At 69.3% G+C, this 26,324-nt stretch carries 24 protein-coding genes; 12 read left to right on the top strand and 12 right to left on the bottom strand.

What is annotated here, in order from left to right; translation table 11 throughout:
• Positions 1 to 20: 20 nt before the first annotated feature.
• Both glpK and Q0O97_RS08055 read left to right on the top strand, forming a co-directional pair.
• On the top strand, positions 21 to 1,502 hold the full coding sequence (gene glpK, locus Q0O97_RS08060; protein WP_294927113.1) for a glycerol kinase GlpK: 1,482 nt from the start codon (positions 21 to 23) through the stop codon (positions 1,500 to 1,502).
• A 61-nt stretch (positions 1,503 to 1,563) separates the two neighbouring features.
• The gene (locus Q0O97_RS08055) at positions 1,564 to 2,538 is read left to right on the top strand and encodes a glycosyltransferase family 2 protein (protein ID WP_294927110.1); all 975 of its coding nucleotides are present in this window, start codon (positions 1,564 to 1,566) and stop codon (positions 2,536 to 2,538) included.
• Here the strand turns inward: Q0O97_RS08055 and Q0O97_RS08050 are convergent.
• Complete coding sequence (locus Q0O97_RS08050) at positions 2,502 to 3,149, bottom strand: carbonic anhydrase (protein ID WP_294927107.1); 648 nt, start codon at positions 3,147 to 3,149, stop codon at positions 2,502 to 2,504. The genes Q0O97_RS08055 and Q0O97_RS08050 overlap by 37 nt on opposite strands.
• Before the next feature lie 161 nt (positions 3,150 to 3,310).
• On the opposite strand from Q0O97_RS08050, the gene Q0O97_RS08045 reads away from it, so the two are divergent.
• The 4 genes from Q0O97_RS08045 to Q0O97_RS08030 all read left to right on the top strand — a co-directional run bounded on the left by Q0O97_RS08045 (position 3,311) and on the right by Q0O97_RS08030 (position 7,230).
• Positions 3,311 to 3,664, top strand: a complete 354-nt coding sequence (locus Q0O97_RS08045) for a hypothetical protein (RefSeq protein WP_294927152.1) — start codon at positions 3,311 to 3,313, stop codon at positions 3,662 to 3,664.
• Positions 3,665 to 3,730: 66 nt separating this feature from the next.
• Entirely contained in the window at positions 3,731 to 5,131 is a 1,401-nt protein-coding gene (locus Q0O97_RS08040) for a leucyl aminopeptidase family protein (RefSeq protein WP_294927104.1), read from the top strand.
• The gene (locus tag Q0O97_RS08035; RefSeq protein ID WP_294927101.1) at positions 5,128 to 5,967 is read left to right on the top strand and encodes an NlpC/P60 family protein; all 840 of its coding nucleotides are present in this window, start codon (positions 5,128 to 5,130) and stop codon (positions 5,965 to 5,967) included. The genes Q0O97_RS08040 and Q0O97_RS08035 overlap by 4 nt, the downstream gene beginning before the upstream one ends.
• Positions 5,968 to 6,039: 72 nt before the next feature.
• Positions 6,040 to 7,230 (top strand): PQQ-dependent sugar dehydrogenase, encoded by a 1,191-nt coding sequence (locus Q0O97_RS08030; protein WP_294927099.1) that lies wholly within the window; start codon positions 6,040 to 6,042, stop codon positions 7,228 to 7,230.
• 73 nt (positions 7,231 to 7,303) lie between these two features.
• On the opposite strand, the gene Q0O97_RS08025 is transcribed toward Q0O97_RS08030, so the two are convergent.
• Together Q0O97_RS08025 and mutL are read right to left on the bottom strand one after the other, a co-directional pair.
• The gene (locus Q0O97_RS08025) at positions 7,304 to 7,678 is read right to left on the bottom strand and encodes a DUF3775 domain-containing protein (RefSeq protein WP_294927097.1); all 375 of its coding nucleotides are present in this window, start codon (positions 7,676 to 7,678) and stop codon (positions 7,304 to 7,306) included.
• 54 nt (positions 7,679 to 7,732) lie between these two features.
• A complete protein-coding gene (mutL, locus tag Q0O97_RS08020) occupies positions 7,733 to 9,574 on the bottom strand; it encodes a DNA mismatch repair endonuclease MutL (RefSeq protein WP_294927094.1) in 1,842 nt (613 codons plus the stop codon).
• 117 nt (positions 9,575 to 9,691) lie between these two features.
• Here mutL and Q0O97_RS08015 point away from each other — a divergent pair, with 117 nt between their 5' ends.
• Complete coding sequence (locus Q0O97_RS08015) at positions 9,692 to 9,874, top strand: hypothetical protein (RefSeq protein ID WP_294927091.1); 183 nt, start codon at positions 9,692 to 9,694, stop codon at positions 9,872 to 9,874.
• A gap of 37 nt (positions 9,875 to 9,911) precedes the next feature.
• Here Q0O97_RS08015 and Q0O97_RS08010 read toward each other — a convergent pair whose 3' ends face one another.
• The 7 genes from Q0O97_RS08010 to Q0O97_RS07980 all read right to left on the bottom strand — a co-directional run bounded on the left by Q0O97_RS08010 (position 9,912) and on the right by Q0O97_RS07980 (position 18,591).
• Positions 9,912 to 11,228, bottom strand: a complete 1,317-nt coding sequence (locus tag Q0O97_RS08010; RefSeq protein ID WP_294927088.1) for a pitrilysin family protein — start codon at positions 11,226 to 11,228, stop codon at positions 9,912 to 9,914.
• Positions 11,225 to 12,592, bottom strand: coding sequence for a pitrilysin family protein (locus Q0O97_RS08005; RefSeq protein WP_294927085.1), 1,368 nt, complete (start codon positions 12,590 to 12,592; stop codon positions 11,225 to 11,227). Before Q0O97_RS08005 ends, Q0O97_RS08010 begins: the two co-directional genes overlap by 4 nt.
• 103 nt (positions 12,593 to 12,695) lie before the next feature.
• Positions 12,696 to 13,262: a DUF3035 domain-containing protein gene (locus Q0O97_RS08000; RefSeq protein WP_294927082.1), complete on the bottom strand. Its 567-nt coding sequence runs from the start codon at positions 13,260 to 13,262 to the stop codon at positions 12,696 to 12,698.
• A gap of 44 nt (positions 13,263 to 13,306) precedes the next feature.
• The gene (lspA, locus tag Q0O97_RS07995) at positions 13,307 to 13,984 is read right to left on the bottom strand and encodes a signal peptidase II (protein WP_294927079.1); all 678 of its coding nucleotides are present in this window, start codon (positions 13,982 to 13,984) and stop codon (positions 13,307 to 13,309) included.
• Between the two features lie 7 nt (positions 13,985 to 13,991).
• On the bottom strand, positions 13,992 to 15,581 hold the full coding sequence (purH, locus tag Q0O97_RS07990) for a bifunctional phosphoribosylaminoimidazolecarboxamide formyltransferase/IMP cyclohydrolase (protein ID WP_294927076.1): 1,590 nt from the start codon (positions 15,579 to 15,581) through the stop codon (positions 13,992 to 13,994).
• Positions 15,582 to 15,610: 29 nt separating this feature from the next.
• Positions 15,611 to 17,281 (bottom strand): heparinase II/III family protein, encoded by a 1,671-nt coding sequence (locus Q0O97_RS07985; RefSeq protein ID WP_294927073.1) that lies wholly within the window; start codon positions 17,279 to 17,281, stop codon positions 15,611 to 15,613.
• A gap of 32 nt (positions 17,282 to 17,313) precedes the next feature.
• Positions 17,314 to 18,591 carry a transcription antitermination factor NusB gene (locus Q0O97_RS07980; RefSeq protein WP_294927070.1) on the bottom strand — a complete coding sequence of 426 codons (1,278 nt, stop codon included), beginning with the start codon at positions 18,589 to 18,591 and terminating at the stop codon, positions 17,314 to 17,316.
• A gap of 57 nt (positions 18,592 to 18,648) precedes the next feature.
• Here Q0O97_RS07980 and Q0O97_RS07975 point away from each other — a divergent pair, with 57 nt between their 5' ends.
• From Q0O97_RS07975 to Q0O97_RS07965, 3 genes are all read left to right on the top strand, one after another.
• Entirely contained in the window at positions 18,649 to 18,822 is a 174-nt protein-coding gene (locus tag Q0O97_RS07975; protein WP_294927067.1) for a DUF1674 domain-containing protein, read from the top strand.
• 127 nt (positions 18,823 to 18,949) lie between these two features.
• A complete protein-coding gene (locus Q0O97_RS07970; RefSeq protein WP_294927064.1) occupies positions 18,950 to 20,158 on the top strand; it encodes an efflux RND transporter periplasmic adaptor subunit in 1,209 nt (402 codons plus the stop codon).
• Positions 20,159 to 20,162: 4 nt separating this feature from the next.
• The gene (locus Q0O97_RS07965) at positions 20,163 to 23,276 is read left to right on the top strand and encodes a multidrug efflux RND transporter permease subunit (RefSeq protein WP_294927061.1); all 3,114 of its coding nucleotides are present in this window, start codon (positions 20,163 to 20,165) and stop codon (positions 23,274 to 23,276) included.
• Between the two features lie 55 nt (positions 23,277 to 23,331).
• Here Q0O97_RS07965 and Q0O97_RS07960 read toward each other — a convergent pair whose 3' ends face one another.
• Positions 23,332 to 24,177, bottom strand: coding sequence for an amidohydrolase family protein (locus Q0O97_RS07960; protein WP_294927058.1), 846 nt, complete (start codon positions 24,175 to 24,177; stop codon positions 23,332 to 23,334).
• A gap of 211 nt (positions 24,178 to 24,388) precedes the next feature.
• Here Q0O97_RS07960 and Q0O97_RS07955 point away from each other — a divergent pair, with 211 nt between their 5' ends.
• Complete coding sequence (locus Q0O97_RS07955; RefSeq protein WP_294927055.1) at positions 24,389 to 24,814, top strand: PaaI family thioesterase; 426 nt, start codon at positions 24,389 to 24,391, stop codon at positions 24,812 to 24,814.
• Positions 24,815 to 24,817: 3 nt separating this feature from the next.
• Here Q0O97_RS07955 and Q0O97_RS07950 read toward each other — a convergent pair whose 3' ends face one another.
• On the bottom strand, positions 24,818 to 25,516 hold the full coding sequence (locus tag Q0O97_RS07950; RefSeq protein WP_294927052.1) for a fumarylacetoacetate hydrolase family protein: 699 nt from the start codon (positions 25,514 to 25,516) through the stop codon (positions 24,818 to 24,820).
• A 135-nt stretch (positions 25,517 to 25,651) separates the two neighbouring features.
• Here Q0O97_RS07950 and Q0O97_RS07945 point away from each other — a divergent pair, with 135 nt between their 5' ends.
• Complete coding sequence (locus Q0O97_RS07945) at positions 25,652 to 26,305, top strand: protein-L-isoaspartate O-methyltransferase (protein ID WP_294927049.1); 654 nt, start codon at positions 25,652 to 25,654, stop codon at positions 26,303 to 26,305.
• Positions 26,306 to 26,324: the final 19 nt, after the last annotated feature.

Here is a 26,324-nt window from a genome sequence, read left to right as displayed (position 1 = left end):
TCGGGTAAGGGGGAAAATCCATGACGATACTCGCGCTGGATCAGGGCACCACGTCTTCACGGGCCATTGTCTTCGACGGCGGCCTGACCCCGCTTGCCAGCGCGCAAGAGGAATTCGCCCAGCACATGCCCGCCTCGGGGTGGGTGGAACATGACGCGGGCGACCTGTGGGCCACGACGGCGGCAACGGCGCGTTCCGCGATCGAGCGCGCGGGCCTGCGCGGTCCCGATATCGCCGCCATCGGCATCACCAACCAGCGCGAAACCACCGTCATCTGGCACCGCAAGACCGGGCGGCCCATCCACCGCGCCATCGTCTGGCAGGACCGCCGCACCGCCGCGACCTGCGACAGCCTGCGCGAGGCGGGCCACCAGGACCTGATCTCGGGCACCACCGGCCTGCTTCTGGACCCCTATTTCAGCGCCACCAAGATCGGCTGGCTGCTGGACAACGTGGACGGCGCCCGCCAGGCCGCGCAGGCGGGCGAGCTGGCCTTCGGCACCGTCGATAGCTGGCTGATCTGGAACCTGACCGGCGGCAAGGCCCATGTCACCGACGCGACCAATGCCGCGCGCACCATGCTTTACGACATCGGCAAGGGGGAATGGAGCGCGGATCTGTGCGACCTGTTCGGCGTGCCGATGTCCATGCTGCCGCAGGTCCACGACAGCGCCAGCGACTTCGGCACGACTCGTCCCGACCTGTTCGGGGCCGAGATCCCGATTCGCGGCGTCGCGGGCGACCAGCAGGCGGCGACGGTCGGGCAGGCGTGCTTTTCGCCCGGCATGATGAAATCGACCTATGGCACCGGCTGCTTTGCGCTGCTCAACACCGGCGGCCAGCGCGTGCGCAGCGCCAACCGCCTGCTGACCACCATCGCCTACCAGTTGGACGGCCAGCCCACCTATGCGCTTGAAGGCAGCATCTTCATCGCCGGCGCGGTGGTGCAATGGCTGCGCGACGGGCTTGGCCTGATCCGCGAGGCCGCGCAGACGCAGGACCTGGCCGCCCGCGCCGATGCCGGGCAGGATATCGTCATGGTTCCCGCCTTTACCGGGCTTGGCGCGCCCTACTGGAACGCCTCGGCGCGCGGTGCGGTCTTCGGGATCACGCGCAACACCGGCCCGGCAGAGTTCGCCCGCGCGGCGCTGGAAAGCGTGGGTTTCCAGACGCGCGACCTGTGGCAGGCGATGCAAAGCGACTGGCCCGGCGCCGCCGATACCATCCTGCGCGTCGATGGCGGGATGAGCGCGTCGGACGCGACCATGCAGTTCCTGGCCGACATGCTGGGCGCCCCCGTCGACCGCCCCCGCAATGTCGAGACGACCGCGCAGGGCGCCGCCTGGCTGGCCGGTTATCGCGCGGGCCTGCTGCCGGGTCCGCAGGAATACGCGCGCTCGTGGCAACTCGACCGCCGTTTCCAGCCCGCGATGGAGGGTGAGGAACGCCAGCGCCGCTATGCCCGCTGGCAGGCGGCGGTGGCGGCGACGCAGATGTTCTGACGGGTTTACCTTTTCTTAAGACCTCGTGCGGTAAAGAGGGCGGGAAAGGTGCCGAAACGACATGAGCCATGACCTGCCCGCCGCCATCGTGATCCCCGTGCTGAACCGGCGCAACCTGATCGGCAAGGCGATCCGCGCCGCGCTGGAACAGTCGCACCCCGATTGCATCGTGATCGCGGTGGATGACGGCTCGGCCGACGGGACATGGCAGGCGATGGGGGAATTCGCGGGCCATCCGCAACTGGCGCTGATCCGGCTGGCGAAGAATACCGGCACCGGACCGGCCAAGAACATGGGCATCATGCTGGCGGGGACGCGGGCCGTCACCTTCCACGATTCCGACGACCGGCCCCATCCCGACAAGCTGCTGCGCCAGGCGCGCGCGCTTGGCCGGACCGGGCTGCGGCCCGATCCCTGCCTGAACTGGAACATCCTGGACCGGCCCGCAACGGCACGGATGGAACTGGGCGCGGTCTTTGCCCATCACGACCTGATCCTGCCCGACGGGCGGCAGGTGACGATCCGGCGCGATATCTCGATCGTCGACGACGTCTTTCCCAACGTCCAGATGGGCGACCGGGTGCCGGGGGACTGGCTGCATGTCAACTCGGGCCTGTTTCACCCGCGCATCTTCGCCCAGCTTGGCGGCTATGCCGATTCGATCGAGGAGGACCGGGAATTCCGCAACCGCATCGTCCTGTCCGGCCAGCTTGTCTGGATCATCGAGGAACCCTTGCTGACCAAGATCGAAACCGCCGATTCCCTGACGCAATCCGAGGCCAGCGGCTATCTCAGCCCCGCCCGCACCGCCGCCCGCGCCAAGGTCTGGCAGGGCGTCGCGGAATGGATGGCGACGCGGCGCATCCCGCCCCAGCCCATCGACCTGGACCCCGCCACGGTGGCCGAGATCGTCAACCCCGGCATCCTGTCGCTGTCGGGCGCGCTGGCCAGCCCGCGCACCAGGCGGGGCCTTGCCGGGCTGATCGGGCAGGCGGCGGATCAGACCAGGACGAATTCGCCCTTTTCAGCGTCGTAATGCAGCAACCCGCCCTCGCCGATCAGGTGGATGACGCCGTGAAGGGACAGTTCCTCGGCCTCGACCGCCTCGCGCACGAAGGGGAAGGTCATCAGGTTTTCCAGCGAGATCAGCACCGCCTCGCGTTCCAGCGCGGAAATCTGGTCCTCGGCGGGCAGGTCGGTCACGCGTTCATAGCCGGGGCGCAGGATGTCCATCCAGCGGCCGACGAAGCTGGTCTTTTCCTCAAGGTCGGGCGCGCTGCCCGAACACATCGCATGACAGCCGCGCACGCCCCCGCAATTCGAATGGCCCACCACCAGCAGGTGCGGCACCTTCAGCGTCTTGACCGCATATTCCACCGCCGCCGAGGTCCCATGCTGTTCCCCGTCGGGCGCATAGGGCGGGACGAGGTTGGCGATATTGCGGTGGATGAAGAACTCATCCGATTCGGCGCCGAAGATGGTGGTGACGTGGACGCGCGCGTCGCAGCAGGCGATGACCATGGCGCGCGGACGCTGCCCGCCTTCCTCAAGTCGCCGGAACCACGCGCGATTTTCGCTGTAGGTCGTGGCTTTCCATCCGTGATAACGCTGGACGAGATATTGGGGCAATGGGCGGATCGACATCATCGGGACTCATCTGATTTGCGCCTTGGATAGCCCCGAAATGCATAAAGTTCGAGAGGTTTATTCCGCGCATCATAACGAATTCTTGACGCAATCATGTCACCCAAGGCCGTGTTGCAAGCAATCATGGCGGGTGCCCCATGCTCAAGGTCGCGGTCTTGTCCGTGGATGAAGATGTAAGGATCGACCAGCGCCGGCTGGACGAAATCGTGGCGGAACTGGGCCGCCGCGCCGCGCATGAACTGATCGGCGCGGCGCTGGAACAACTGGCCATCGGCCTGCGCGAAACGCTGCACGCGGCGGCGGCGGACGATTGCGCGCGGGTCGCGGCCCATGCCGACCGGCTGTCGCGGCTGGCCTGGCAGGTGGGGCTGGTGACGCTGGCCGCCGTCGCCGTCGATGCCGGCCAATGCGCCGAACGGGGCGACCGCCTGGCGTTGCAGGCGGTGTTGGCGCGGCTGGAACGGATCGGCAACCGCTCGCTGACGGAAATCTGGGACGGGACCGATCCCCCCTGAGGCCGGGGGTTGCGGTCGCCCGCAGGCGCGATAGGCTGCGCCGGACAGTCAGGACAGGTGTTGAAGATGCAACCGGAATTCGCCCCACCCGATCAGGACAGCCTGCCGCTCTGGCTGGTCAGACCGGGCGAGGACGGCCCGCTCTGGCCCGGCGACCTGCCGGATGGCGCCATCGCCTGGGCCGGGGACAACGGCTTTGCCGCCCGCGCGGGCCAGGTCTGCCCGCTGCCCGGCCCCGACGGGCGGCTGGCGGGGGCGCTTTACGGATTGGGCAAGCCCCCCGCCAAGGGCCGCGCGCCACGCATCCGCCATGCGCTGGCCCGCGCGGCGGAAACGCTGCCCGAAGGCAACTGGCGCTTGCAGGGCGACACGCGGGGGCTGGACCTGACGCTGGGCGCGCTTGGCTGGCTGCTGGCCGAATACCGCTTCGACCGCTACAAGCAGGCCGAGGCCGCCCGCGCCCGGCTGGTCTGCCCCCAGGGCGTGGACGCCGATCATGTGCTGGCCCTTGCCTGGGGTGAATATCTGGCGCGCGACCTGATCAACACGCCCGCCTCGGACATGGGGCCGGACGATCTCGAGGCAGCCGCACGCGCGCTGGCCGCCCGCCACGGCGCCGAAATCGCGGTCGTCACCGGCGACGACCTGCTGGCGCAGGGCTTCCCGATGATCCACGCGGTGGGCCGGGCGGCGGCACAGGCGCCCCGGCTGATCGACCTGCGCTTTGCGGGCAAGGGGCCGCGCGTGACGCTGGTGGGCAAGGGGGTGTGCTTCGACACCGGCGGGCTGGACATCAAGCCCCCGTCGTCGATGGCGCTGATGAAGAAGGACATGGGCGGGGCGGCCAGCGTCCTGGGCCTGGCCGAGATGCTGTGCCGCCTTGGCCGCACCCGCGACATGTCCTTGCGAGTGATCCTGCCGGTCGTGGAAAACGCCATATCCGCCAATGCCTTCCGTCCCGGCGACATCCTGCGCAGCCGCAAGGGCCTGACGGTCGAGGTCAACAACACCGACGCCGAGGGCCGCCTGATCCTTGCCGATGCGCTGGCATGGGCGGATGAGGAATCGCCCGACCTGCTGGTCTCGATGGCGACGCTGACCGGCGCGGCGCGGGTGGCGCTGGGGCCGGATCTGCCGCCCTTCTACTGCGACGACGACGATCTGGCCGCGACGATCCAGCGCGTCGGGCTGACCAGCGCCGACCCGGTCTGGCGCCTGCCCCTGTGGGACCCTTACGAGCAGATGATCGAACCCGCCACCGCCGACCTGGACAACGCCCCCGGCGGCGGTTTCGCGGGTTCGGTGACGGCGGCGCTGTTCTTGCGCCGCTTCGTCGGGCAGGCAGGGCATTACGTCCATTTCGACATCTACGGCTGGCAACCCTCTGCCGCGCCCGGCAGGCCGAAGGGGGGCACCGGGCAGGCGATGCGCGCCGTCCTGAACACCCTGCCCGAGGTGCTGAAATGACCGACCCCCGCCTGACCCCGGCCACCGAGCGCATCGCGCTGGACAGCCTGCGCGGGCGGCTGGACCGCCCCGCCTATACCGCCGGGCGGCCCGCGCGGCTGGCGGTTCCGCTGGCCGATCTGCTGCGCGAACCGGGCGGCAAGCGCGACCGGCAGGTGAATTTCGGCGCCGATGTGACGGTGATCGACAACCGCGACGGGTTCAGCTTTGTCCAGGCCGCGCTGGACGGCTATTGCGGCTGGCTGCGCGACGATACGCTGGCCGAGGACGTGGCGCAGATCACCCACCGCGTCACCGCCCCCGCCACCCATGTCTATCCCGGTCCCGACCTGAAACTGCCCGAGACGGCGGGGCTTTCGCTTGGCGCGCGCGTCTCGGTCATCGGGACGCAGGGGCGATTTGCGCGCCTTGGCAGCGGGGGCTGGGTCCCGATGATGCATCTTGGCGCCGAACCCGCGACCGACCCCGCCGCCGTCGCGCTGTCGCTGCTGGGCACGCCCTATCTGTGGGGTGGCAACAGCCGCCGGGGAATCGATTGCTCGGGTCTGGCGCAGGGCGCGCTGGCGGCTTGCGCCATCGCCTGCCCCGGCGACAGCGACATGCAGGAAAAGGCGTTCCCGGCAGTCACGGAAATCCGGCGCGGCGACCTGCTTTTCTGGCCCGGCCATGTCGCGATGGCGCTGGACGACCGGCAGATGGTCCACGCGACCGCCAATGTCATGGCCGTCACCGTCGAGCCGATCCGCGACGCCATCACCCGCATCGAGGCGCAGGGGGAAGGTCCCTTCCTGGGCGCACGGCGGCCCGGTCCGGCAGGCAGAACCGCCTTTCCCTGACCGCGGCAGGGAACCCCCGGTGCGGCCTGCCCGTTTCCGTTGCGTATTGATTTCGGACGGAAAGGACATGGGATGAAATACGCCAGCCCGATCACCCTCGCGGCGATATTCGCGGCCAGTTGCGCCTCGGCGCAGCTCAACAGCCAGCCACCCAATGCGCCCGATCAGCAACCCGCATTCGAGCAGCAGACCCGCGCGCCCGAGATCGCGCCCCAGTTCGAGGTCGCGCAGGCCGTCGTCACCGACGCGCTGGATTCGCCCTGGGGCATGGCCGAACTGCCCGACGGCTGGCTGCTGGTGACCGAGAAGTCCGGCAACCTGCGGCTTGTCGGCACCGATGGCCACGTCTCGGACCCCATCGAGGGCATCCCCGAGGTCGATGCGCGCGGCCAGGGCGGCCTGCTGGACGTGGCCATCGCCCCCGACTTCGAGGAAACCCGCCAGATCTGGCTCAGCTATGCCGAACCGCGCGGCGACGGCACCAATGCCACCGCCGTCGCCACCGGCACGCTGAACGCCGAGGGCACGGCGCTGGACGATGTGCGCGTGATCTTCCAGCAGCAACCCGCATGGGCCTCGGACAAGCATTTCGGCTCGCGGCTGGTCTTCGATCAGGACGGGATGCTGTTCGTGACGACCGGCGAACGCTCGGACCCCGAGCCGCGCGAATTGTCGCAGGACCTGACGACCCATTTCGGCAAGGTGCTGCGGATCGACCCGCAAACCGGCGCGCCAGCCGCCAACGGCCCCGATTTCGGCGAGGCCGAGGCCCTGCCCGAGATCTGGTCCTACGGCCACCGCAACCTGCAATCGGCGGCCCTCGACCCCGCCACCGGCCAGCTTTGGACGGTCGAGCACGGCCCGAAGGGGGGCGACGAATTGAACCGGCCCGAAGCGGGCAAGAACTACGGCTGGCCCGTCATCACCTATGGCGAGGAATACCGGGGCGGCCCGGTGGGCGAGGGCCAGACCGCGCAGGACGGGATGGAACAGCCGGTCTATTACTGGGACCCCGTGATCGCACCCAGCGGCATGGCCTTTTACGACGGCGAGATGTTTCCCGAAATGCAGGGCGATATCCTGATCGGCGGGTTGCAGGCGAGTGCGCTGGTCCGTCTGGTGCTGGAAGACGGCATGGTCACGGGCGAGCAGCACCTGGCGCAGGGCATCGGCCGCGTCCGCGATGTCGAGGTCGCCGGCGACGGCTCGATCTATCTTCTGGTCGAGGACAGCGGCCAGCTTGTCCGCCTGACCCGGCAATGAGGGATGCCCGGTCCCGTTCGGCGGGGCCGGGTTTCCACGCCGCCCTGATCGCGGCCTGTCTGCCGGGCGGGTCTCAGACGGGGCGCTGGATCGCCTCGGTCTCATCCTCGGGCGAGATGCCAAGCGCCTCAAGCCCCGCTTCGAGGTAATCGGCCAGTTGCGGGTCGGCCATCAGGTAATCCTCGGTCGGCGTATGGCTCTGGCTGCGGGCAGTCGCGATCGCCTCGGCGATTTCGCTGGCGTCGAAGGTGTCGCGCCCGATCCACATCACCGCCACGAGCGAGGCCTTTTCGTCGTCATCCATCGCCTCGATGAAATCATGCAGCTCGGTCCGGTTGCCGTGCTGCTTGCGGCGGCTGCCCTGATGCGCCCAAGCGTCGATACCGCTTTGATATTCGCGCGCAAGAACAATGACTTGCGCAACCTTGTCGGGTGTGATGTCGATCATGTTGAAACTCCTGCGGCCAAGGATCGGGGGAAATCGTGCCCGCGTCAACCGCGATCAGCGCCCGAACAGGTTTTCGATATCGGACAGCTTCAGCTCGATCCATGTCGGGCGGCCGTGGTTGCATTGGCCGGAACGCGGGGTCCGCTCGATCTCGCGCAGAAGGGCGTTCATTTCCTCGGCGCTCATCCTGCGGCCCGAGCGGACCGAGCCGTGGCAGGCCATCGAGGACAGCACCGCATCCACCCGTGCCTGCAAGCGGTCCGAAGCGCCCTGATCGGTCAGGTCGTCCAGGATATCGCGAATCAGCGCCGTGGCATCCAGCTTGCGGATCAGCGCGGGCACCTCGCGCACGGCGACGGCGCTGCCGCCGAAAGCCTCGACCACCAGCCCGAGCGCCTCTAGCTGGGGGGCGATGGACAGGATGCGCTCGGCGTCGGGCTGCGACAGTTCGACGATCTCGGGGATCAGCAGGGCCTGGCTGGCGATACCGTTGGCCTCGGCCTGCGCCTTCAGCCGTTCATAGACCAGCCGTTCATGGGCGGCATGCTGATCGACGATGACGATGCCGCGCGCGGTCTGCGCCACGATCCAGTTTTCATGCAGTTGCGCGCGGGCGGCACCCAGGGGGGCGTCCTCGGGCGCGGGCAATTCGGGTTCGACCCGCCCGCTTGGCGCCTCGGCAAAACCGGGGGCCTGAAAGGCTGGGGACTGAAAGGCCAGCGCCGCCCCGACCGCCTGAGCCGAGGGCCGCGCGGCCCATGCGCGATTGCCGTAATCCGCCTGATAGGCGGGCCGGGGCGTCGGGGCGGCGGGCTCAGACCGCATCGCCGCCAGCGCAGCCGTCCCCACTGTGGACGAGGCGCGATGCCCCGCCCCCGCCAGCGCATGGCGCAGCGCGCCGACGACCAGCCCGCGCGCGATCTCGGGCGTGCGAAAGCGGACCTCGGCCTTGGCGGGGTGGACGTTCACATCGACCTGATGGGGGTCGCAGGTGACGAACAGCACCGCCGCCGGATGCCGCCCGCCCGCCAGCACGTCCATATAGCCCGCCCGCAGCGCGCCGGTCAGCAGCTTGTCGCGGACCGGGCGGCCGTTGACGTAAAGGTGCTGCGCCACCGCCGCGCCGCGCGAATAGGTGGGCAGCGCGGCAAAGCCGGTCAGGGTGATCCCGTCCCGCTCGGCGTCGATGGGAATGGCGTTTTCGATGAACTCGCGCCCCATGACCCGTGACAGGCGGGTTTGCAGGGCGTCGAACAATTCGCCCTGTTCGGCATCGGCGCGGAACAGGATGCGGTCCTCGGGTTCGTCCGCCAGCAGGAAGCTGACGTAGGGTTCGGCCATCGCAAGGCGGCGGATGACCTCGACGATGGCCTGCGTCTCGGCGCGGTCGCTGCGCAGGAATTTGAGCCGCGCGGGGGTGGCAAAGAACAGGTCGCGCAACTCGACCACGGTGCCGCGATTGCCGGCGGCGGGGCGCGGCGGTTCCAGCTTGCCGCCCGCGATGCGGATCTGCGCGGCCCCGGCCCCCTCGGCGCGGCTGGTGATGGTCAGGCGGCCCACCGCGCCAAGGCTGGGCAGCGCCTCGCCGCGAAAGCCGAAGCTGCGGATGTCCAAGAGGTCGCTGCCGTCGATCTTCGAGGTGGCATGCCGCGACAGCGCCAGCGGCAGGTCCTGCGCGGCCATGCCGCAGCCGTCGTCCTCGACCCGGATCAGCGATTTTCCCCCCTGCGAGATCGTCACCCGGATGCGCGAGGCGCCCGCGTCCAGCGCATTCTCGACCAGTTCCTTGACCGCCGAGGCGGGGCGTTCGACCACCTCGCCCGCCGCGATACGGTTCGCGACGGTTTCATCCAGTTGCCGGATGACGGGGCGGATATTGGTGTCCTGGCTGCTCACGCCCCCAGATATAGCAGGGTTGCGCGGCGGGGAAAGGAAATTTGGCGCATCGGCGAAACCCTGGGCGGGGTTCGGCGCTTGTTTCTTCAGGTTATGAAAAGGATGCGAGACAAGGATATGCGGAAAATCATTGCCCTGGTTTTTTGTGGGATGACGCTGGCGCTGGCCGCCTGCGGCCCGAATGCAGCCACCCGCGCGACCACCGGCGCGGCAACGGGGGCGGTCGTCGCCGGACCCGTGGGCGCCGTCGCGGGCGCGGCGGCAGGCGGCAGCGGCGCGGTGCGCGTCAACACGCCCTGACATGAACGGACCGCCCGCACGTCGCGGGCGGTCGCCGTTACTGGTCGACCTCGATCCCCTGCGGGCGCCCGACCAGCACGAATCGCAAGGCCCCCGAATCCAGCAGCCGCGCGGCGACGCGCTGGACGTCTTCCTGCGTCACCGCCTGCACACGGTCGTTGCGGGTATCGACGTAATCGGCGGGCAGGCCGATCAACTGCATCCCGGCAAGGATATTCGCGATCCGCCCGTTGCCGTTGAAGCGCAAGGGATATTCGCCGGTCAGATAGGTCTTGGCATCGTCCAGTTCCTGCCGGGTCACACCGTTTTCGGCCATCCGGTCCCATTCCTGGCGAACCAGTTCGACGGCCTCGGCCACGCGCTCGTTCCCGCTGGCCATGCCGCCGCCCCAGGTGTCGCCGTAGAGCTGGTTCGAGACCTGCGACCACACCCCATAGGTCAGCCCGCGCTTGTCGCGGATCTCATCCATCAGCCGGGCGGAAAAGCCGCCGCCGCCAAGGACGTGATTGGCCACGAAGGCGGCGAAATAGTCGGGATCCTCCATCGGCAGGCCCGGCCCGGCAAAGGCGACGACGGTCTGCGGGCTGTCCCAGTCGATGACCGTGACGCCGCCCGTCAGCCCAAGCTTGGCCGGTTCGGGCAGGGGCGCCGTGCCCGTCGCGGGCAGATCGCCCAGGACATGGTCCAGCATCGCACCAAGCGCCTCGGCACCGATGTCGCCCGCCGCCGCAACGACGACGCGGTCGCGCGCCAGCACGCGGTCCTTGGCGGCCAAGAGGTCGTCGCGGGTCAGCGCGCCCACCGTTTCCAGCGTGCCGTTGATCGAACTCGCATAGGGATGCTCGCCCCATGCCTGCCGCGCCATCTCCTTCGCGGCGATGGCGGAGGGGTCGGTGTCCTCGGCCCGGATCACGGTCTGGACCTGCGCGCGGACCAGTTCCACCCGGTCGGGGTCGAAACGCGGCTGAACCAGCGCGAGGCGCAGCAGATCGGCGGCCTCGTCGCGGTTTTCGCTCAGCGCGCGGAAGGACACGACCAGCGCGTCGTCACCCACGCTGAAGCCGATATCGGTGCCAAGCGCCTCGGTCGCCTCGGCAAAGCCGGTGAAATCCAGATCGCCCGCGCCTTCCTCAAGCAGCGCGGTCATCAGGTTCACCGCGCCGCGGGTTTCAGGCGCATCAAGGCTGGCCCCGCCGCGAAACATCATCGTGACCGAGACGAAGGGAATCGTGTCGTCCTGCACCAACCAGGCGTCGATCCCGCCGGGCGAGGTGATCTGCTCGATCTCGACCGCGCGGGCGGGCAGCGCGGCAAGGCTGGCGAAAATCAGGGCAGGCAAGATGCGGGGGATCATTCTGCAACCTCCAGTGCGGGTTGATCGGCCGGGGGCGCGTCATCGGCCTGCGCGGGCAGCAGCCAGCCGGTCACGCTGGCCGGGCTGGTCAGGATGTCCTGCGCGGCGGCGTGGATGTCGTCAGCCGTCACGGCGTCCAGGATCTGCGGCCAGTCGTGGACATCCTCGATCGTCAGGCCGGTCGCCAGCCCCATGCCGTATTCATAGGCCCGGCCATGCGCCGAATCCTGCTTGTAGATTTCCGAGGCGCGGATCTGCGTCTTGACCCGCTCAAGCTGCGCGGGGTCGGGACCGTCGCGCAGGAAATCGGCCAGCGCCCGGTCCAGCGCGGCCTCGGCATCCGTGGTGGACACGCCGGGGGCGGGCACCAGCGCCAGGTTGAAGGTCGTCGGATCGACGGACAGCCCGCCGTAACCCGCGCTGACATAAAGCGCCTTGCCCCCTTGCACCAGGTCGCGCGCCAGGACCGAGGTCTGGGACGACCCGCCAAGCAGCGCCGCCAGCAGCGTCAGTTCCGCCGCGCGCGCCTGATCGCCCGCCTTGCGCTGCGGCGCGAGGATCGAGCGGCGAAGCGAGGGCTGCGGCACGCGCGGGTCGCTGCGCTCCATCCGCCGGGGGGAAAGCTGCTGGGGTTCCTGCGGGCGGGGCGCGCGGGCGGCGCCTTCCTTGGGCGGGACGGGGCCGTAATGCTGCGTGACCAGTTCGCGCACCTCGTCTGGGGCGACGTCGCCGGCGATGATCAGCACGGCCTCGTTCGGGGCGTAATGGCGGTCATACCATTCGATGGCATCCTCGCGCGTCAGGGCCGCCATTTCCTGCGGCCAGCCGATCACGGGGCGGCCATAGGGATGGTTGTAGAACTGCACCGCATTGCGTTCCTCGGCGAAAAGCGCGGCGGGGTCGCTGTCGGTGCGCTGCGCGCGTTCTTCCAGCACGACCTGGCGTTCGGCCTGCCAGTCGTTTTCGCCGATGCGCAGGTTGGCCATCCGGTCGGCCTCCATCTCGACGATCAGGGGCAGGCGGTCGCTGGCGATGCGCTGGAAATAGGTGGTGTAGTCGTAGCTGGTAAAGGCGTTGTCCATGCCCCCGTTCGCCGTCACCGTGCGCGAGAATTCGCCCGCTTCCAGCTTGTCGGTGCCCTTGAACATCAGGTGTTCCAGATAATGGGCGATGCCCGACTTGCCGGGCCGTTCGTCCGCCGAGCCGATCTTGTACCACAGCATCTGCACCACGACCGGGGCGCGGTCATCCTCGATCACGACGGTTTCCAGACCGTTGGGCAAGGTGAAATGGGTGATGCCGGGGGGCATGTCGGCAAGGGCGGGGGCTGCGGACAGCACAAGCGCGGCAAGGGCGTGACGCATGAGGGGCAGGCTCCGGGTTGGGGTCGGGCGATGCGAAATTGGCCCGGCGGCGCGGGCAGGGCAACCCCGCCCGATTCAGGAAAGCGTGATGACGCGGCTGTCCCTAGTCGGGCATCCGCGTTTCCACCGGCGCGCGGCGGACCGGCACCGTCCCGTCTATGCCATAGCCGCGCGGAGGCGCCGCAGGCAATTGCACCCCGGTCGGGCGCCACCGCTCATGCTCGGCCCAGCTATCCAGCGTCATGGGTTCGTAGGCGCGGTAATAGACATTGGTGCGGGCCAGGATCTCAAGCGCGCGGCGCGAATGGCGGCTGCGCCATGCGACGTCCTCTTGCGCGGTGACCTGGCGAATCGCGGGATCGCGGCCAAAGCGGCCCGTATGCGCCAGCAGCGCGCCGTCCGCCGCGCCCACGCCGCGCTGCGCCAGGTGGCCGGGATTGCCGCCAAGCGCCGCGATGGCGTCGGCATGGGGCGTGGGATCGGTGATATTGGCCCCGCCCGGCGTCGGCGCGGGCAGCACGTTCAGGTCGGGCGGCATCTGCAAGGGGCGCGTCGGCACGATGGCGAATTCGTCCGGCGAGTTCTGCCCGGCGCTGATATTCATCAGCCGGGGGTCCGAGCTACAGGCCGCGACCGTCAGCATGGTCATCACCAGCAGAGTTGCCCGCATCCGCATCTTCAAGGTCCCCTTCGCCCGTTTGCGCCCTTCTAGCGTCATTTCTGCCCGGCGTCACGGGTCTTGTCGTCCGCCACCGGCACGGGCGGCTTTTCGCGCGGCTTGCGCGGGGCGGGCTTGCGCTTTTTGCCCTTGGCCGGTTTCTCGGGCGGGTGCAGGAACAGCCCGATGGCACCCGCGAAGATCGCGATATCGGCGACGTTGAAGCTGTAGGGATTGCGCCAGTTCGGCAGCGACATGTTCAGGAAATCCGCCACCGCGCCATAGATCGCGCGGTCGATGACATTGCCCAACGCGCCCCCCACCAGCAACCCCGCCGAGACCAGCAGCAGCCGCGTCCGCCGCGCATTGCGCAGCCACAGCACCACCCACAGGCAGATCACCAGCGCGATGCCGATCAGCACCCATCGCATCAGGTCGGTGTCGCTGGACATCAGCCCGAAGTTGATCCCCTGGTTCCATGCCATGCGCAGGTTCAGCCAGGGGTCGATCAGGTCGATGGCCCGCACGCGGTCCAGGTTCAGCACATGGATGACGACATATTTCAGTGCCTGGTCCAGCAGCAGGATCGCCGCCGCGACCATGACCATCAGCCGCATGCCGGGTGGGGGCGGCTTGCGTGGCCTGCGCTTGCGCGGTGCCGGGGGCGCGCGCCTTGCGGGCGCGGCCCTGAGGGCCTCGGGGGCAGGCTGGTCTTGCGGGGTGTCGCCGGTCATGGTGCCGTCAATGCCTGAAGTGGCGCTGGCCGGTAAAGACCATGGCAAGACCAAGGCGGTCGGCGGCCGCGATCACCTCGGCGTCGCGCATGGAGCCGCCGGGCTGGATCACCGCCTTCGCCCCCGCCGCCGCCAGCGCCTCGACCCCGTCGGCAAAGGGGAAGAAGGCGTCCGAGGCCACCACCGCGCCATCGGTGGGCGCCTGCGCCAGACCCAGCGCCTCGGCCATGTCCTGCGACTTGCGCTGGCCGATGCGGGTGGAATCGATCCGGCTCATCTGGCCCGCGCCGATGCCGACGGTGGCCAGGTCCCTGGCATAGACGATGGCGTTCGATTTCACATGTTTCGCGACGGTCCATGCAAACAGCAGGTCGGCCAGTTCGCCGTCCGAGGGCTGGCGCTGCGTCACCACCTTCAGATCGGCGGGCAGGATCACGCCGTTGTCGCGGGTCTGCACCAGAAAGCCGCCCGCGACCTGGCGGAATACGTCGCCGCCCGCCTTGGGATCGGGCAGCCCGCCGGTGGTCAGCAGGCGCAGGTTCTTCTTGGCGGCGAAGATCTCGCGCGCCTCGTCGCTGGCCGAAGGGGCGATGACGACCTCGGTGAAGATCTCGGTGATGGCGCGGGCGGTGTCGCCGTCCAGTTCCGTGTTCAGCGCGATGATTCCCCCGAAGGCCGAGGTCCGGTCGCAGTCGAAGGCCCGCCGGTAGGCATCCGCCGCGCTGTCGCCCTGCGCCACGCCGCAGGGGTTGGCGTGCTTGATGATCGCGACGGCGGGGCCTTGGGCGGGGTCGAACTCGGCCACCAGCTCGAATGCCGCGTCGGTGTCGTTGATATTGTTGTAGGACAGTTCCTTGCCCTGCCATTGCTTCGCCGTGGCGACGCCGGGACGGCTCGTGCCGTCGGTGTAGAAGGCCGCCGCCTGATGCGGGTTCTCGCCATAGCGCAGCCCCTGCGCCAGCGTGCCCGCGAAGGCGCGGCGGCGGGGCGTTTCCTGCCCGATGGCCCCCGCCATCCAGCCCGAGACCGCCGCGTCATAGGCCGCCGTGCGCGCATAGGCGATCTGCGCCTGCCGCTGGCGGAAACCCAGCGTCGTCGCATCGTCGTTGGCGTTCAACTCGGCCAGCAGCGCCGCGTAATCCTGAACATCCGTGATCACGGTGACAAAGGCGTGGTTCTTCGAGGCCGCGCGAATCATCGCCGGGCCGCCGATGTCGATATTCTCGACGCAAGCCGCATAGTCGCCGCCCGCCGCCACGGTTTCCTCGAACGGGTAGAGGTTGACCACCAGCAGGTCGATCATCCCGATGCCGTGGCTTTCGGCGGCGGCCATGTGTTCGTCGCTGTCGCGCAGGGCCAGCAACCCGCCGTGAACGGCGGGGTGTAGCGTCTTGACGCGGCCGTCCATCATCTCGGGGAAACCCGTCACATCGGCCACGTCCACGACCGTCAGCCCGGCCTCGCGCAGGGCCTTGGCGGTGCCGCCGGTCGAGAGGATCTCGATCCCCCGCGCGGACAGGTCGCGGGCGAATTCGATCAGCCCGGTCTTGTCGGATACGGAAATCAGCGCGCGGCGCATTGGAATGCGGTCACTCATGGCAAGGCCCCCGGTTCTTTGCTGGCCGCTCAACTACCCTCTGCCCGCGCGAAGGTCCAGCCGATCTGAACCGCATGATCCGTCAGCAGCCCGCTCAGCACGATCTGGCGCGAGGGCACGGCCACCCCCTGCGCAGGATCCAGCCAGGCCGAGGGTTCCAGCCGCATTCCCCAGGTCCCGTCATGGCCAAACAGCCAGTCGCCCCCCGGCAGGGCCAGCCGCAGCCCGTCGCCCTGCATCTGCGGCACGACCTGGGGGTGCAGGTGAAAGCGGATGTCGAAGCCGATGCCGGTCGCCCAGCCCTCTTCCCCGATCAGCCCGGCCAGCCGCGCCCGCGCGGCGGGGTCCAGCGCGGCCAGCGAATCCTCGCCCCTCAGCATGTGGCCGCCGGGGGCCAGCCACAATTCGCGCAGATGGGTCAGCCCGTGGCTTTGCTGCCAGCCGTCATGGGCGGCCAGCAGATGGGCGGGGTCCGGCGAATGGGCGCGCCCGCAATCGGTCGAGATCAGGTCCCCCGCATCGTCGTAATCGCCCGCCCAGACGTTTCGCGCGCCGCCGTCCAGCAGGTCGGGGGCCAGGGGTTCGGGCCATTTCGCACCGGGCCGGAAATGCGAGGACGACAGCCCCGCCAGCGACAGCGTGGAGTGGCAATGGGTGCGCCGGCTGGCCTCGGACCACGGCGGGCCGATCCGCGCGCCGGACCCGGTGCCGACCACCAGCGGCTGGCGGGCCACCACCAGCTCGATCCCCAGCGCCGAGGCATGGGCGCGGTCCGCCGCGATGGCCGGGGGCGGGGCCGCGTCCAGCACCAGCGTCGTGCGTCCCCGCGCCATCCGGGCATAGCCCAGCGGCTGGCCCGGCGGCGTCGCCGCAGGGCCGGGGGCTGCGGCCAGCGCATGATCCAGCCGCCCCGGATCGCCCCGCCCGCTGCCGTGGAACTGCGGCAACCCGCCATCCGCATGGCGCAGCCCGCGCAGCAGCCCGGCCAGATCGCCGCGCACCTTCTGCAAGGCCGGGGGCGGCTCGGACCCGGTGGCGGTCGCGGTCTCGGCGGCCCATGTCAGGCAGGACAGCGCCTCCAGCGCGCCCTCGGGGGATCGCGGCGCGGTCAGCACGTCCAGCCCCATCGCCTCGGATTCCTCGGCCAGCGTCAGCAGGGCCAGGCGGGCCAGTTCGCCCCCTTGCAGATGGGCGGCGCCGATGAAAAGCGCGCTCAGCGACAGGATCCGCGCCAGCCCGTCGGGCGAGGTGGACCACCCGTCCGAGATCCAGCCCAGGTGCCGGTGCATGGACGCAAGCAGGGCCTGCTCGTGGTCCTTGCCGCTGCCGGGCAGGATCAGCCCGGCATGAAACAGCCAGCGCAGCAGGCGGCAGGCGGCGACCTCGGGCAGCCATTGGACCGTGCGGGGCACGGGGTCGGGATGGGCCGCGATCCAGCCCATGACGCGGCGCCGCGCCAGGTCGCGCGCGGCACCGCCCGCGACGGCGGCAAGATCGTCCAGCCAGGCAAAGCCGTGCAATTCGATCAGGCAGTCCAGGGGAAGGTCGGGACAGGCGAAGGGATCGCCCGTCAGGCGCTGCCCGGCAAGAGTCAGCGTGCCCTCAAGGATGCGCCGCCCGCGGCCGGGCTGGCCGATCGCCCTGGGTTCCGGCCAGCGCGGCAAGCGCGAATCGGGCCGGTATTCGTCGGAAACACCCATCTGCCCCATCCCTGCCGAAACCGGCCTTCAGCTTAGGTCGCGCCGCCCGGTTTTCGCAAGCAGGCGATGAAGAAGCCGTCCATCCCCCCAAGTTCGGGCCAATGGTCGGGACGCAACCGCAGCCCGCCCTGCGGCGTGATCCATTCCGGCGCAACCCCCGGCAGGCCGGGGTGCTCTACGGTCAGGCCGGGGTGGCGGGCAAGGGCGGCGGCAAGCTGGTCCTCGCCCTCGGCGGCCAGCAACGAGCAGGTGGCAAAGACCAGCCGCCCGCCGGGGCGCAGCAGGTCCAGCGCGTGATCCAGCAGCCGCGCCTGCAACGCCGCCAGATCGGCCAGGCCCGCCCCGTCGCGGATCAGGGGCAGCTCGGGGTGGCGGCGGATGGTGCCGGTGGCCGAACAGGGCGCATCCAGCAGCACCGCGTCCAGGGCCGTGTCCGGGCGCCATTCCAGCGCATCGCCCGCAACCAGCGCGGCCTGCAAGCCGCAGCGTTCAAGGTTCTGCGCCACCCGCTGCAAGCGGGTGTCCGAGATGTCGATGGCGGTGACCTCTGCCCCAGCGGCAGCCAGTTGCAGCGTCTTGCCCCCCGGCGCGGCGCAAAGATCGGCAATGCGTTCCCCGGCTTGCGGGTCCAGCAGCCGCACCGCCATCGAGGCCGCCGCGTCCTGCACCCACCACTCGCCCCGGTCGTAGCCCGGCAGCGCCGTCACCTGCGCCCCCGCGGGCTGGCGCCACGACCCGTTGGGCAGCCCCTGCCCCGGAGCCGCCGCGCCGGGCCGGGCGGTCAGGTCCAGCCGGGGACCGGCCTCATGCGCGGTCTCGATGGCGCGGGCCACGTCCTCGGACCATTGCGCCACGACCGGGCCGCGCAGCCATTCGGGCATCCGCTGCGGTTCCAGCGCCGCCCATTCGTCGGCCAGCGCGGGCACACGCCGCAAGACCGCATTGACCATGCCCGCCGCCGCCTGGCCCTTGCGGCCAAGCGCGCGCGAAAGGCCCACGGCGGCGTTGACGACGCCATGCGGGGCCTCGGACAGGGCCAGCATCTCGACCGTGGCAAGGCGCAGCAGCCACATCACGTCAGGCCGGGGCCGCCGCGCCAGCAGGGGCGCCAGCGCGGCATCGGCCCGCCCGACCCGGCGCAGCGTTTCCGCCGCCAGCCGCCGCGCCCTTGCGCGACCGGCGGGGGGCAGGGCCTCGGCCACCGCCGCCGCCTCGTCCAGGGTCGCGCCCGTGGCCACCGCCTGCAAGATCCGCAGCGCGGCCAGCCTGACCTCATCCACGCGCGGGGGTTTTCCGTGTCGCTTGTCCAAGTTCCGCCTCTTGCCTTACACTGGTCCCTCATCTAGCCCCTGCCCGAGGAATTCGCCATGACCGACCGCAAGGATCTGCCGCCCGAAGCGCAGCGCGCCCTGGCCGAGGCCGAGGAACGCCGCCGCAAGGCCGCCCCCCTGAACCTGCCGACCGAACTTGGCGGACGCGACGGCCCCGAGCCGGTCCGCTTCGGCGATTACGAACGCAAGGGCATCGCTGTCGATTTCTGAGGCAGGGGGCTTTTCACACCGACTCGCGAAAGCGTGACAGGATTGACCCGCACTGTTTACCTGCCGTTTACCCAACTGCGTCAAAGCTGCGCGACAAAGACCCTGCCCTGACAAGGAACGACGACGCATGGCTTGCGGGAAGACCCCCGATTGGCGGCTGGCCGCCGCGCTGTTGATCGCGATGGCATTGCCCGCCGCTGCCCAGACGGGGGGCCAGACGGGACCCGGCGGCACGCAAGGCCCGCGCGAGGTCGGCGTCATGACCGTGGCCGAGGAAAGCGTGCCCTATATCGTCACCCTGCCCGGCCGTGCCGTCGCCTATCAGGAAACCGGCATCCGCCCCCAGGTCGGCGGCGAGGTGCGCGAGATCGTCTATGAACCCGGCCGCCCGGTGCAGGAAGGCGAGGTGCTGTTCCGCCTCGACCCCGAAACCCTTGCCGCCGCCCTTGCCGCCGCCGAGGCCGCCGTTGCGGGCGCCGAAGCCAGCCTGACCTCGGCACAGGCCACGGTCGAGCGTTACCGCAGGCTGGAGGGTTCGGGCGTCAGCGCCGTCGAACGCTCGAACGCCGAGGTCGCGCTGACCCGCGCCGAGGCCGACCTGAAGGCCGCCGAGGCCGCCCGCGACGCCGCCCAGCTATCCCTGCGCCGCACGGAAATCGTCAGCCCCATCGCGGGCGTGCCCGACGTTCCGGCGGTCTCGGTCGGCGATATCGTGACGGCGAACCAGTCGCTGACGCTGACCACCATCACGCAACTCGACCCGATCTATGTCGATGTCAGCGAATCCAGCGCCCGCCTGCTGCGCACCCGCGAAAGGGTGCAGGCGGGCACGCTGACCGGCAACGGCCAGCTTGATACCCGGCTGATCCTGGAAACGGGCGAGATGCACCCCGACACCGGGCGGCTGGTCAGCCCCGGCATCACCGTTTCGCCCACCACCGGAACCGTGCCGATCCGGCTGGAATTCGACAATGCGCGCCAGATGATCCTGCCCGGCCAGTTCCTGCGTGTCGAGATGACACTGGGCACCACCCGCGCCGTGCTGATCCCGCAACGCGCGACGCGGCGCGCAGCGGACGGCACGCTGACCGCCTTCGTCGCCCGCGACGGGCAGGCCCAGCAGGTGACGCTGACCGAAACCGGGACCTGGCGCAATTCGTGGATCGTGACGCAAGGCATCGCCGAGGGCGAGCAGGTGATCCTCGACGGGCTGGAAAACCTGCGCAGCGGCGCCCGGATCGCGCCGGTCCCCGTCATGATCAACGCCGAGGGCGTGGTGCAGGACGTGCCCGCCGACGATGCGCCCGCCGACGTCCCCGGCGCGGGCGCGGACTGACATCATGGCGCGATTTTTCATCCACCGCCCCGTCTTTGCCTGGGTCCTGGCCATCGTGACCATGCTGGCCGGCGGTTTTTCCATCCTGACGCTGCCGGTGTCGCAATATCCCGACATCGCCCCCACCACGATCCGCGTCAGCGCCAGCTATCCCGGCGCGACGCCCGTGGCGGTCCAGAACTCGGTCACCACGCCGATCGAGGATTCGCTGACCGGGCTGGACGGGCTGTTATACACGACCTCGACCTCATCGAAGGGGCGGGCCTCGCTGACGCTGATCTTCGACGAAAGCGTGCGCCCGGTCGATGCGCTGAACGAGGTGCAGTCCAAGGTCCGCTCGGTCGAGGGGCGGCTGCCCACCCCGGTCCAGACGCAGGGGGTGAACATCACGCGGTCAAGTTCGTCCATCCTGCTGGTCGGCTCGCTGGTGTCCACGCAGAACGCCCATAGCCGGATCGAGCTTGGCAACCTGATCGAAGAGGTCATCGAAGGCCCCGTCAAGCGCGTCGAGGGCGTGGGCGAGGTCGCGGCCTTCGGCTCGGGCTATGCGATGCGGATCTGGCTGGACCCGCTGCGGCTGGCGCAGTTCCAACTGACGCCCGCCGACATCACCGCGGCGGTGGCGGCGCAGAACACCACGGTTTCGGTGGGCAGCCTGGGCGACCAGCCGGTGGTGCCGGGCCAGCAGTTCACCGCCACGATCACCGCGCAAAGCCAGTTGGGTTCGGCCGAGGAATTCGCCAACATCCTGCTGAAGACCGGCACCGACGGCGCCACCGTCCGCCTTGGCGACGTGGCCGAGGTCGAGATCGGGCAGGAACGCTACGGCGCCGATTCGCGCTTCAACGGCATGACCGCCTCGGGGTTTCGCGTCAGCCTGGCCAATGGCGCGAATGCGGTCGATACGGCGGAAGGCGTGCGGGCGGTGCTGGACAACCTGACCGGCGCCCTGCCCCAGGGGGTCGAGATCCGCGTCGCCTACGACACCGCCCCCTTCGTGGAAAAGTCGATCAACAAGGTCTATCACACGCTGATCGAGGCCATCGTGCTGGTCTTTCTGGTCATCCTGGTCTTCCTGCAAAGCTGGCGCGCGACGCTGATCCCGATCATCGCGGTGCCGGTCGTGCTTCTGGGCACCTTCGGGGTGCTGGCGGTGCTTGGCTATTCGATCAACACACTGACCATGTTCGCGATGGTGCTGGCCATCGGCCTGCTGGTCGACGATGCCATCGTCGTCGTCGAAAACGTCGAGCGGGTGATGGCCGAGGAAAAGCTCGGCCCCGTCGAGGCGACCGAGCGCAGCATGTCCCAGATCACCGGCGCGCTGGTCGGCATCGCGCTGGTGCTGTCGGCGGTCTTCGTGCCGATGGCCTTCATGCCGGGATCGACCGGGGTGGTCTATCGCCAGTTTTCCGTGACGATCATCACCGCGATGGCGCTGTCGCTGGCGGTCGCGCTGATCCTGACGCCGGCGATGTGCGCCTCGATGCTGCGCGCCTCGCACGGGCCGCCGCGCTTCGCGCCCGCCCGCTGGTTCAACGCCGGTTTCGACCGCGCGACGGCGGGCTACAGCGCCTCGGTCCGGCGCATCCTGCGCAGGCCCTTCATCGTCATGGTGGTGCTGGCCGCGATCAGCTTCGGGGTGTGGGACCTGTTCGGGCGCATGACCTCGACCTTCATCCCGACCGAGGACCAGGGCGTCATCCAGGCCCAGATCAACCTGTCCGAGGGCACCACCTCGCAGCAGACGCTGGCGGTGATGCAACAGATCGAGGATTACCTGCTGACCGAGGAAAAGGACACCGTCGAATCGGTCTTTGCCACCCTGGGGTGGAGTTTCGCGGGCTCGTCGCAGGCGCGCGGGTCGATGTTCATCAAGCTGCACGACTTCGACGACCGCCCCCGCACGGACCAGTCCGCACAGGCGCTGGCCAGCCGCGCCAACGACCGTTTCCGCGACAACCGGGCCGGGCGGATCACCTTCCTGCAACCGCCCGCGATCCCCGGACTTGGCAGTTCGTCGGGGTTCAGCATGTATCTGATGGACCAGGCCAGCCACGGCACCGAGGCGCTGATCCAGACCGCCGAATCGCTGGAGCAGGCCGCCGCCGCCGATCCCCGGCTGGACAATGTCGAGGCGCGCGGCACCGACAAGGAATCGGCGCTGCGCATCGACATCGACCAGCAGAAGGCCGAAAGCTTCGGCCTGCGCCTGACCGAGGTGAACGCGATGCTGTCCACCATCTTCGCGGGGACCGAGGTGAACGATTTCGCCCTTGGCACCCAGCTTCGCCCGGTGATCGTGCAGGCCAATGCCGAAAACCGGATGCAGCCCGAGGATATCGACAGGTGGTATGCCCGCAACGCCAGCGGCGAGATGGTGCCCTTCACCTCGTTCATGACCACCCGGTGGGAGCCGGTCGAACCAAGCCTGTCGCGCATGGACGGCATCAACGCGCTGGAAATCTCGGGCGAGGAAAGCGAGATCGCCAGTTCCGGCACCGCCATGCTGGCGATGGAGGAACTGGTCGCCCAACTGCCCGGCGGCTACGGCGCGGCATGGACGGGACTGTCCTACCAGGAACGGCAGGCGGGCAACCAGGCGCCCTTCCTTTACGCGCTGTCGGTGCTGGTGGTCTTTCTTTCGCTGGCCGCGCTTTACGAAAGCTGGTCGATCCCGTTTTCGGTCATCCTTGCCGTGCCGGTGGGCGTGCTTGGCGCGGTCATCGCGGCGCTGACCTTCGGCCAGGCCAACGACGTCTATTTCAAGGTGGGGGTGCTGACGACCATCGGCCTTGCCGCGCGAAACGCCATCCTGATCGTGGAATTCGCCCGCAGCCTGGAAGACGGCGGGCGCGCCACCATCGACGCGGCGGTCGAGGCCGCCCGCCGCCGGTTGCGCCCGATCCTGATGACCTCCTTCGCCTTCGGCCTTGGCGTGCTGCCGCTGGCCATCGCGACCGGGGCCGGGGCGGCGGCGCAGAACTCGATCGGGATCGGCGTCGTGGGCGGCGTGATCGCGGCGACCTTCCTTGGCATCTTCGTCGTGCCCGGCTTCTATGTGGTGGTGCGCCAGTTCTCCGCCCGGCGCGGCAAAGCGGGACAGGCGCGGGCCTGAGGCACCCCCAGGGCACGGCGGCGCAGGCAAGCGCCGCCGCCGGGCCGCAGGGAAATCAGCCGACCGCGACGCCGTAGAAACGCGCGGCATTGCCGCCCATGATCGCCTCGGCCTCGTCCGGCGCCAGCCCGGCCAGCAATTCGCCGGTCAGCGCCCGCCATGCGTGGTAATCGGCGGCCAGCGGCAGGCTCGGCCAGCCGCTGCCCCAGATCAGCCGCGCGGGACCAAAGACATCCAGCAGCCGCCCCATCACCGGGCGCAGCAGCGGCATCGGATCCGCGCGCTGTTCGGGCGTCATCAGCGACATGAGGTCCGACAGCTTGCAATGGACATTCCCATGCAGCGCCAGCCGCGAGATCGCGTCGAACCATTCGGGGTCCTCGCCCCCGCGCGCAAGGCGGGGCCGGGCGGCGTGGTCGATGACGATGGGCAGGTCGGGATTGGCCTGAGCGAATTCGGCCAGCACCGGCAGATGGTGCAGGTCAAGCTGCACGTCCATGACAAGGCTCAGCCGGACCAGCGCGGCCAGCACCTCGGGCGCGGGGGCGGCGGTCAGCCAGCCGGTATCCTCGATGGCGTCCAGCATCACCCGGACCCCGCGAAAGCGCGGGCTGACGGCGCGGTCGGCCAGATGCCCGACGCAGCCCCGCGCGGTCAGGTCGGCCCAGCCGACCACGCCGCAGATGCGCGGATCGGACAGCGACAGCAGGAAATCGGTGTCCCGCGTATCGGGGGCCGAGCCGATGGCGATGACGGGAACGGCGGCGGGCAGGTCGGCGGGCAGGAAATCGCCCGAAGGCGTTTCGGGGGCTGACCCGCCGGGGTCGGAAGGGTCCGAGGAGTCGGGCGATGCCGCGCCTTCGGCCTTGCGGAACTGGCAATGGGCGTCGATCTCGGGCATGGGCTTGCTCTCTTTTTCGCTGCGGATCGTCGCGCCCCGACGGGCCGGCACCAAGGCCGCCCGGCACGAAACGCGCTTCAGGGTGTGCCAGAATAGCGATACGCGCCCCCTCGTCCAGCACCCAATCGGCAAGGGCGGCGTGTCAGAGGTTCCCTTCCCCCCGTCCCCGGCCTAGAAATGCGCCGCACGAACCAAAGGGAATGCCAGCCAGATGCCAGACCGCGACCTGCTGAAGGAAGCCCAGGACAGCCAACCCAATTTCGCCCGGCTTTTGCAGATCCGGGTCATCTCGGCCACGCTGGACGAGGTGGTGGCCGAAATGCCGGTGACCGATGCGCTGTCCAACCGCAACGGCGTGCTGCACGGCGGCGCGATCATGGGCGTGGCCGACAACATGGGCGGGACCGCGACCATCCTGAACCTGCCCGAGGACATGTCCACCACCACCATCGAAAGCAAGACGAACTTCCTGCGCCCGGTCCATATCGGGGACGTGGTGCGGCTGGTTTCGGTCTTTCTGCACCGGGGGCGCAAGACCATGATCGTCCAGACCACGATCCTGCGCCCGGACGGCAAGGCCGCCGCCATCACCACCCAGACCCAGATGGTGATGGAGTGGAAGCCGAACGGCGGCTGATCCCTATTCGGGTTCGGTGAAACTGGCGCGCAGGGTTTCCAGCCCCTCGACGCCGCCGGTCAGTTCGTCGCCGGGGCGGACCGCGCCGACGCCCGCCGGGGTGCCGGTCATGATCAGGTCGCCCGGTTGCAGGTGGTAGAAGCGCGACAGGTCCGCGATCAGTTCCGGCACGCTCCAGACCATGTCCGACAGGCGGCCCGACTGGCGTTCCTGCCCGTTGACCTGCAAATGGATGCGCTGGTCCGCGATCTCGCCGAACTCGGCGCGCGGGGTCAGGCCGGTCAGCACCGCGGAACCTTCAAAGTTCTTGGCGACGTCCCAGGGCTGGCTTCTGGCCTTGGCGCGCGCCTGGCAGTCGCGGCGGGTCATGTCCAGCCCGCAGCCATAGCCCAGCACCAGCGCCCCGGCCTGATCGGGGGTCACCCGGAAACCGGGGGCACCGATGGCCACGACGAATTCGATCTCATGATGCAGGTCCTGCGTGCCGGGCGCATAGGGCAGCACCGCGCCGCTTTCGACCACCGCATGGGGCGATTTCAGGAAGTAGAAAGGCGCCTCGCGGTCGACCTCGTTGCCCATTTCGGCGGCATGGGCGGCATAGTTGCGCCCCACGCAGAACAGCCGCCCCACGGGCACCCGCGCCACCTGCCCCGCAAGCGCCAGCGTGGGCAAGGCGGGCGGGGCAAAGAGATATTCTGTCATCTTCCGGCTTTCCTTCCTGATCGGCTTTGGCGGACGGCACCCCGGACGCGGCGGAAAACCGCCCCGAGCGCCGTTGCCCAGCCGCGATTTTCGTGGCAATAGGTGCCAAAAGCAACCGGGAGCCAAGGTTTGCCCATGACCGATTTCGCACAGCGCCGGACGATGATGGTGGACACGCAGGTGCGGCCCAACGATGTCACCAGCTATCCCGTCATCGACGCCATGCTGAACACCCCGCGCGAGGCCTATCTGCCCGACGCCCTCCACGACGTCGCCTATGCCGAAAACGACCTGGACCTGGGGCATGGCCGGCACATGCTGGCCCCGCGCACGCTGGGGCGGATGCTCCAAGCACTGGCGCTGAAGAACACGGACCTGGTCCTGGATCTGGGCTGCGGCTACGGCTATGCATCCGCCCTGATCGCCCGCGTGGCCGAGGCCGTGGTGGCCGTCGACGACATCCCCGGCATGGCGGATCAGGCCCAGGCCCGGCTGGCCGCCCAGGGGGTCTTCAACGTCGCGGTGACGCAGGCTCCGCTGACCGGCGGCTGGCCCGGACAGGCCCCCTACGACGCCATGCTGGTCAACGGCGCGATCGAGGTCTTTCCCGACGCGCTTGCCGATCAGCTTCGCGAAGGGGGCCGCGTGGTCGCACTTTTCCGTGAGGACCGTCTCGGCATCTGCAAAATAGGCTACAAGACCGACGGCGCGATCGGCTGGCGTTACGTCTGCAACGCCTCGGCCCCCCTTCTTGCGGGGTTCGGACAGGTCCGCAGCTTCGCCCTGTAAAGCGATTTGAGAAAGACAG

This window comes from uncultured Paracoccus sp. (assembly GCF_945915435.1).
In the GTDB taxonomy this organism is placed as follows: Bacteria; Pseudomonadota; Alphaproteobacteria; order Rhodobacterales; family Rhodobacteraceae; genus Paracoccus.
Note: the sequence above shows the minus strand (reverse complement) of the source record. Positions and strands in the feature narration are given on the sequence as shown.

Excerpts from the sequence above, each read along its gene's own strand:
- Q0O97_RS08015 (WP_294927091.1), top strand. The coding sequence starts at position 9,692 with ATGCGGAAAATCATTGCCCTGGTTTTTTGTGGGATGACGCTGGCGCTG.
- purH (WP_294927076.1), bottom strand. The coding sequence starts at position 15,581 with ATGAGTGACCGCATTCCAATGCGCCGCGCGCTGATTTCCGTATCCGAC.
- Q0O97_RS08010 (WP_294927088.1), bottom strand. The coding sequence starts at position 11,228 with ATGATCCCCCGCATCTTGCCTGCCCTGATTTTCGCCAGCCTTGCCGCG.
- Q0O97_RS08030 (WP_294927099.1), top strand. The coding sequence starts at position 6,040 with ATGAAATACGCCAGCCCGATCACCCTCGCGGCGATATTCGCGGCCAGT.
- Q0O97_RS08000 (WP_294927082.1), bottom strand. The coding sequence starts at position 13,262 with ATGCGGGCAACTCTGCTGGTGATGACCATGCTGACGGTCGCGGCCTGT.
- Q0O97_RS08025 (WP_294927097.1), bottom strand. The coding sequence starts at position 7,678 with ATGATCGACATCACACCCGACAAGGTTGCGCAAGTCATTGTTCTTGCG.
- glpK (WP_294927113.1), top strand. The coding sequence starts at position 21 with ATGACGATACTCGCGCTGGATCAGGGCACCACGTCTTCACGGGCCATT.
- Q0O97_RS07960 (WP_294927058.1), bottom strand. The coding sequence starts at position 24,177 with ATGCCCGAGATCGACGCCCATTGCCAGTTCCGCAAGGCCGAAGGCGCG.
- Q0O97_RS07970 (WP_294927064.1), top strand. The coding sequence starts at position 18,950 with ATGGCTTGCGGGAAGACCCCCGATTGGCGGCTGGCCGCCGCGCTGTTG.
- Q0O97_RS07975 (WP_294927067.1), top strand. The coding sequence starts at position 18,649 with ATGACCGACCGCAAGGATCTGCCGCCCGAAGCGCAGCGCGCCCTGGCC.
- Q0O97_RS08035 (WP_294927101.1), top strand. The coding sequence starts at position 5,128 with ATGACCGACCCCCGCCTGACCCCGGCCACCGAGCGCATCGCGCTGGAC.
- Q0O97_RS08055 (WP_294927110.1), top strand. The coding sequence starts at position 1,564 with ATGAGCCATGACCTGCCCGCCGCCATCGTGATCCCCGTGCTGAACCGG.
- Q0O97_RS07945 (WP_294927049.1), top strand. The coding sequence starts at position 25,652 with ATGACCGATTTCGCACAGCGCCGGACGATGATGGTGGACACGCAGGTG.
- Q0O97_RS07955 (WP_294927055.1), top strand. The coding sequence starts at position 24,389 with ATGCCAGACCGCGACCTGCTGAAGGAAGCCCAGGACAGCCAACCCAAT.
- lspA (WP_294927079.1), bottom strand. The coding sequence starts at position 13,984 with ATGACCGGCGACACCCCGCAAGACCAGCCTGCCCCCGAGGCCCTCAGG.
- Q0O97_RS07985 (WP_294927073.1), bottom strand. The coding sequence starts at position 17,281 with ATGGGTGTTTCCGACGAATACCGGCCCGATTCGCGCTTGCCGCGCTGG.
- Q0O97_RS07965 (WP_294927061.1), top strand. The coding sequence starts at position 20,163 with ATGGCGCGATTTTTCATCCACCGCCCCGTCTTTGCCTGGGTCCTGGCC.
- Q0O97_RS07950 (WP_294927052.1), bottom strand. The coding sequence starts at position 25,516 with ATGACAGAATATCTCTTTGCCCCGCCCGCCTTGCCCACGCTGGCGCTT.
- Q0O97_RS08050 (WP_294927107.1), bottom strand. The coding sequence starts at position 3,149 with ATGATGTCGATCCGCCCATTGCCCCAATATCTCGTCCAGCGTTATCAC.
- Q0O97_RS08040 (WP_294927104.1), top strand. The coding sequence starts at position 3,731 with ATGCAACCGGAATTCGCCCCACCCGATCAGGACAGCCTGCCGCTCTGG.
- Q0O97_RS08005 (WP_294927085.1), bottom strand. The coding sequence starts at position 12,592 with ATGCGTCACGCCCTTGCCGCGCTTGTGCTGTCCGCAGCCCCCGCCCTT.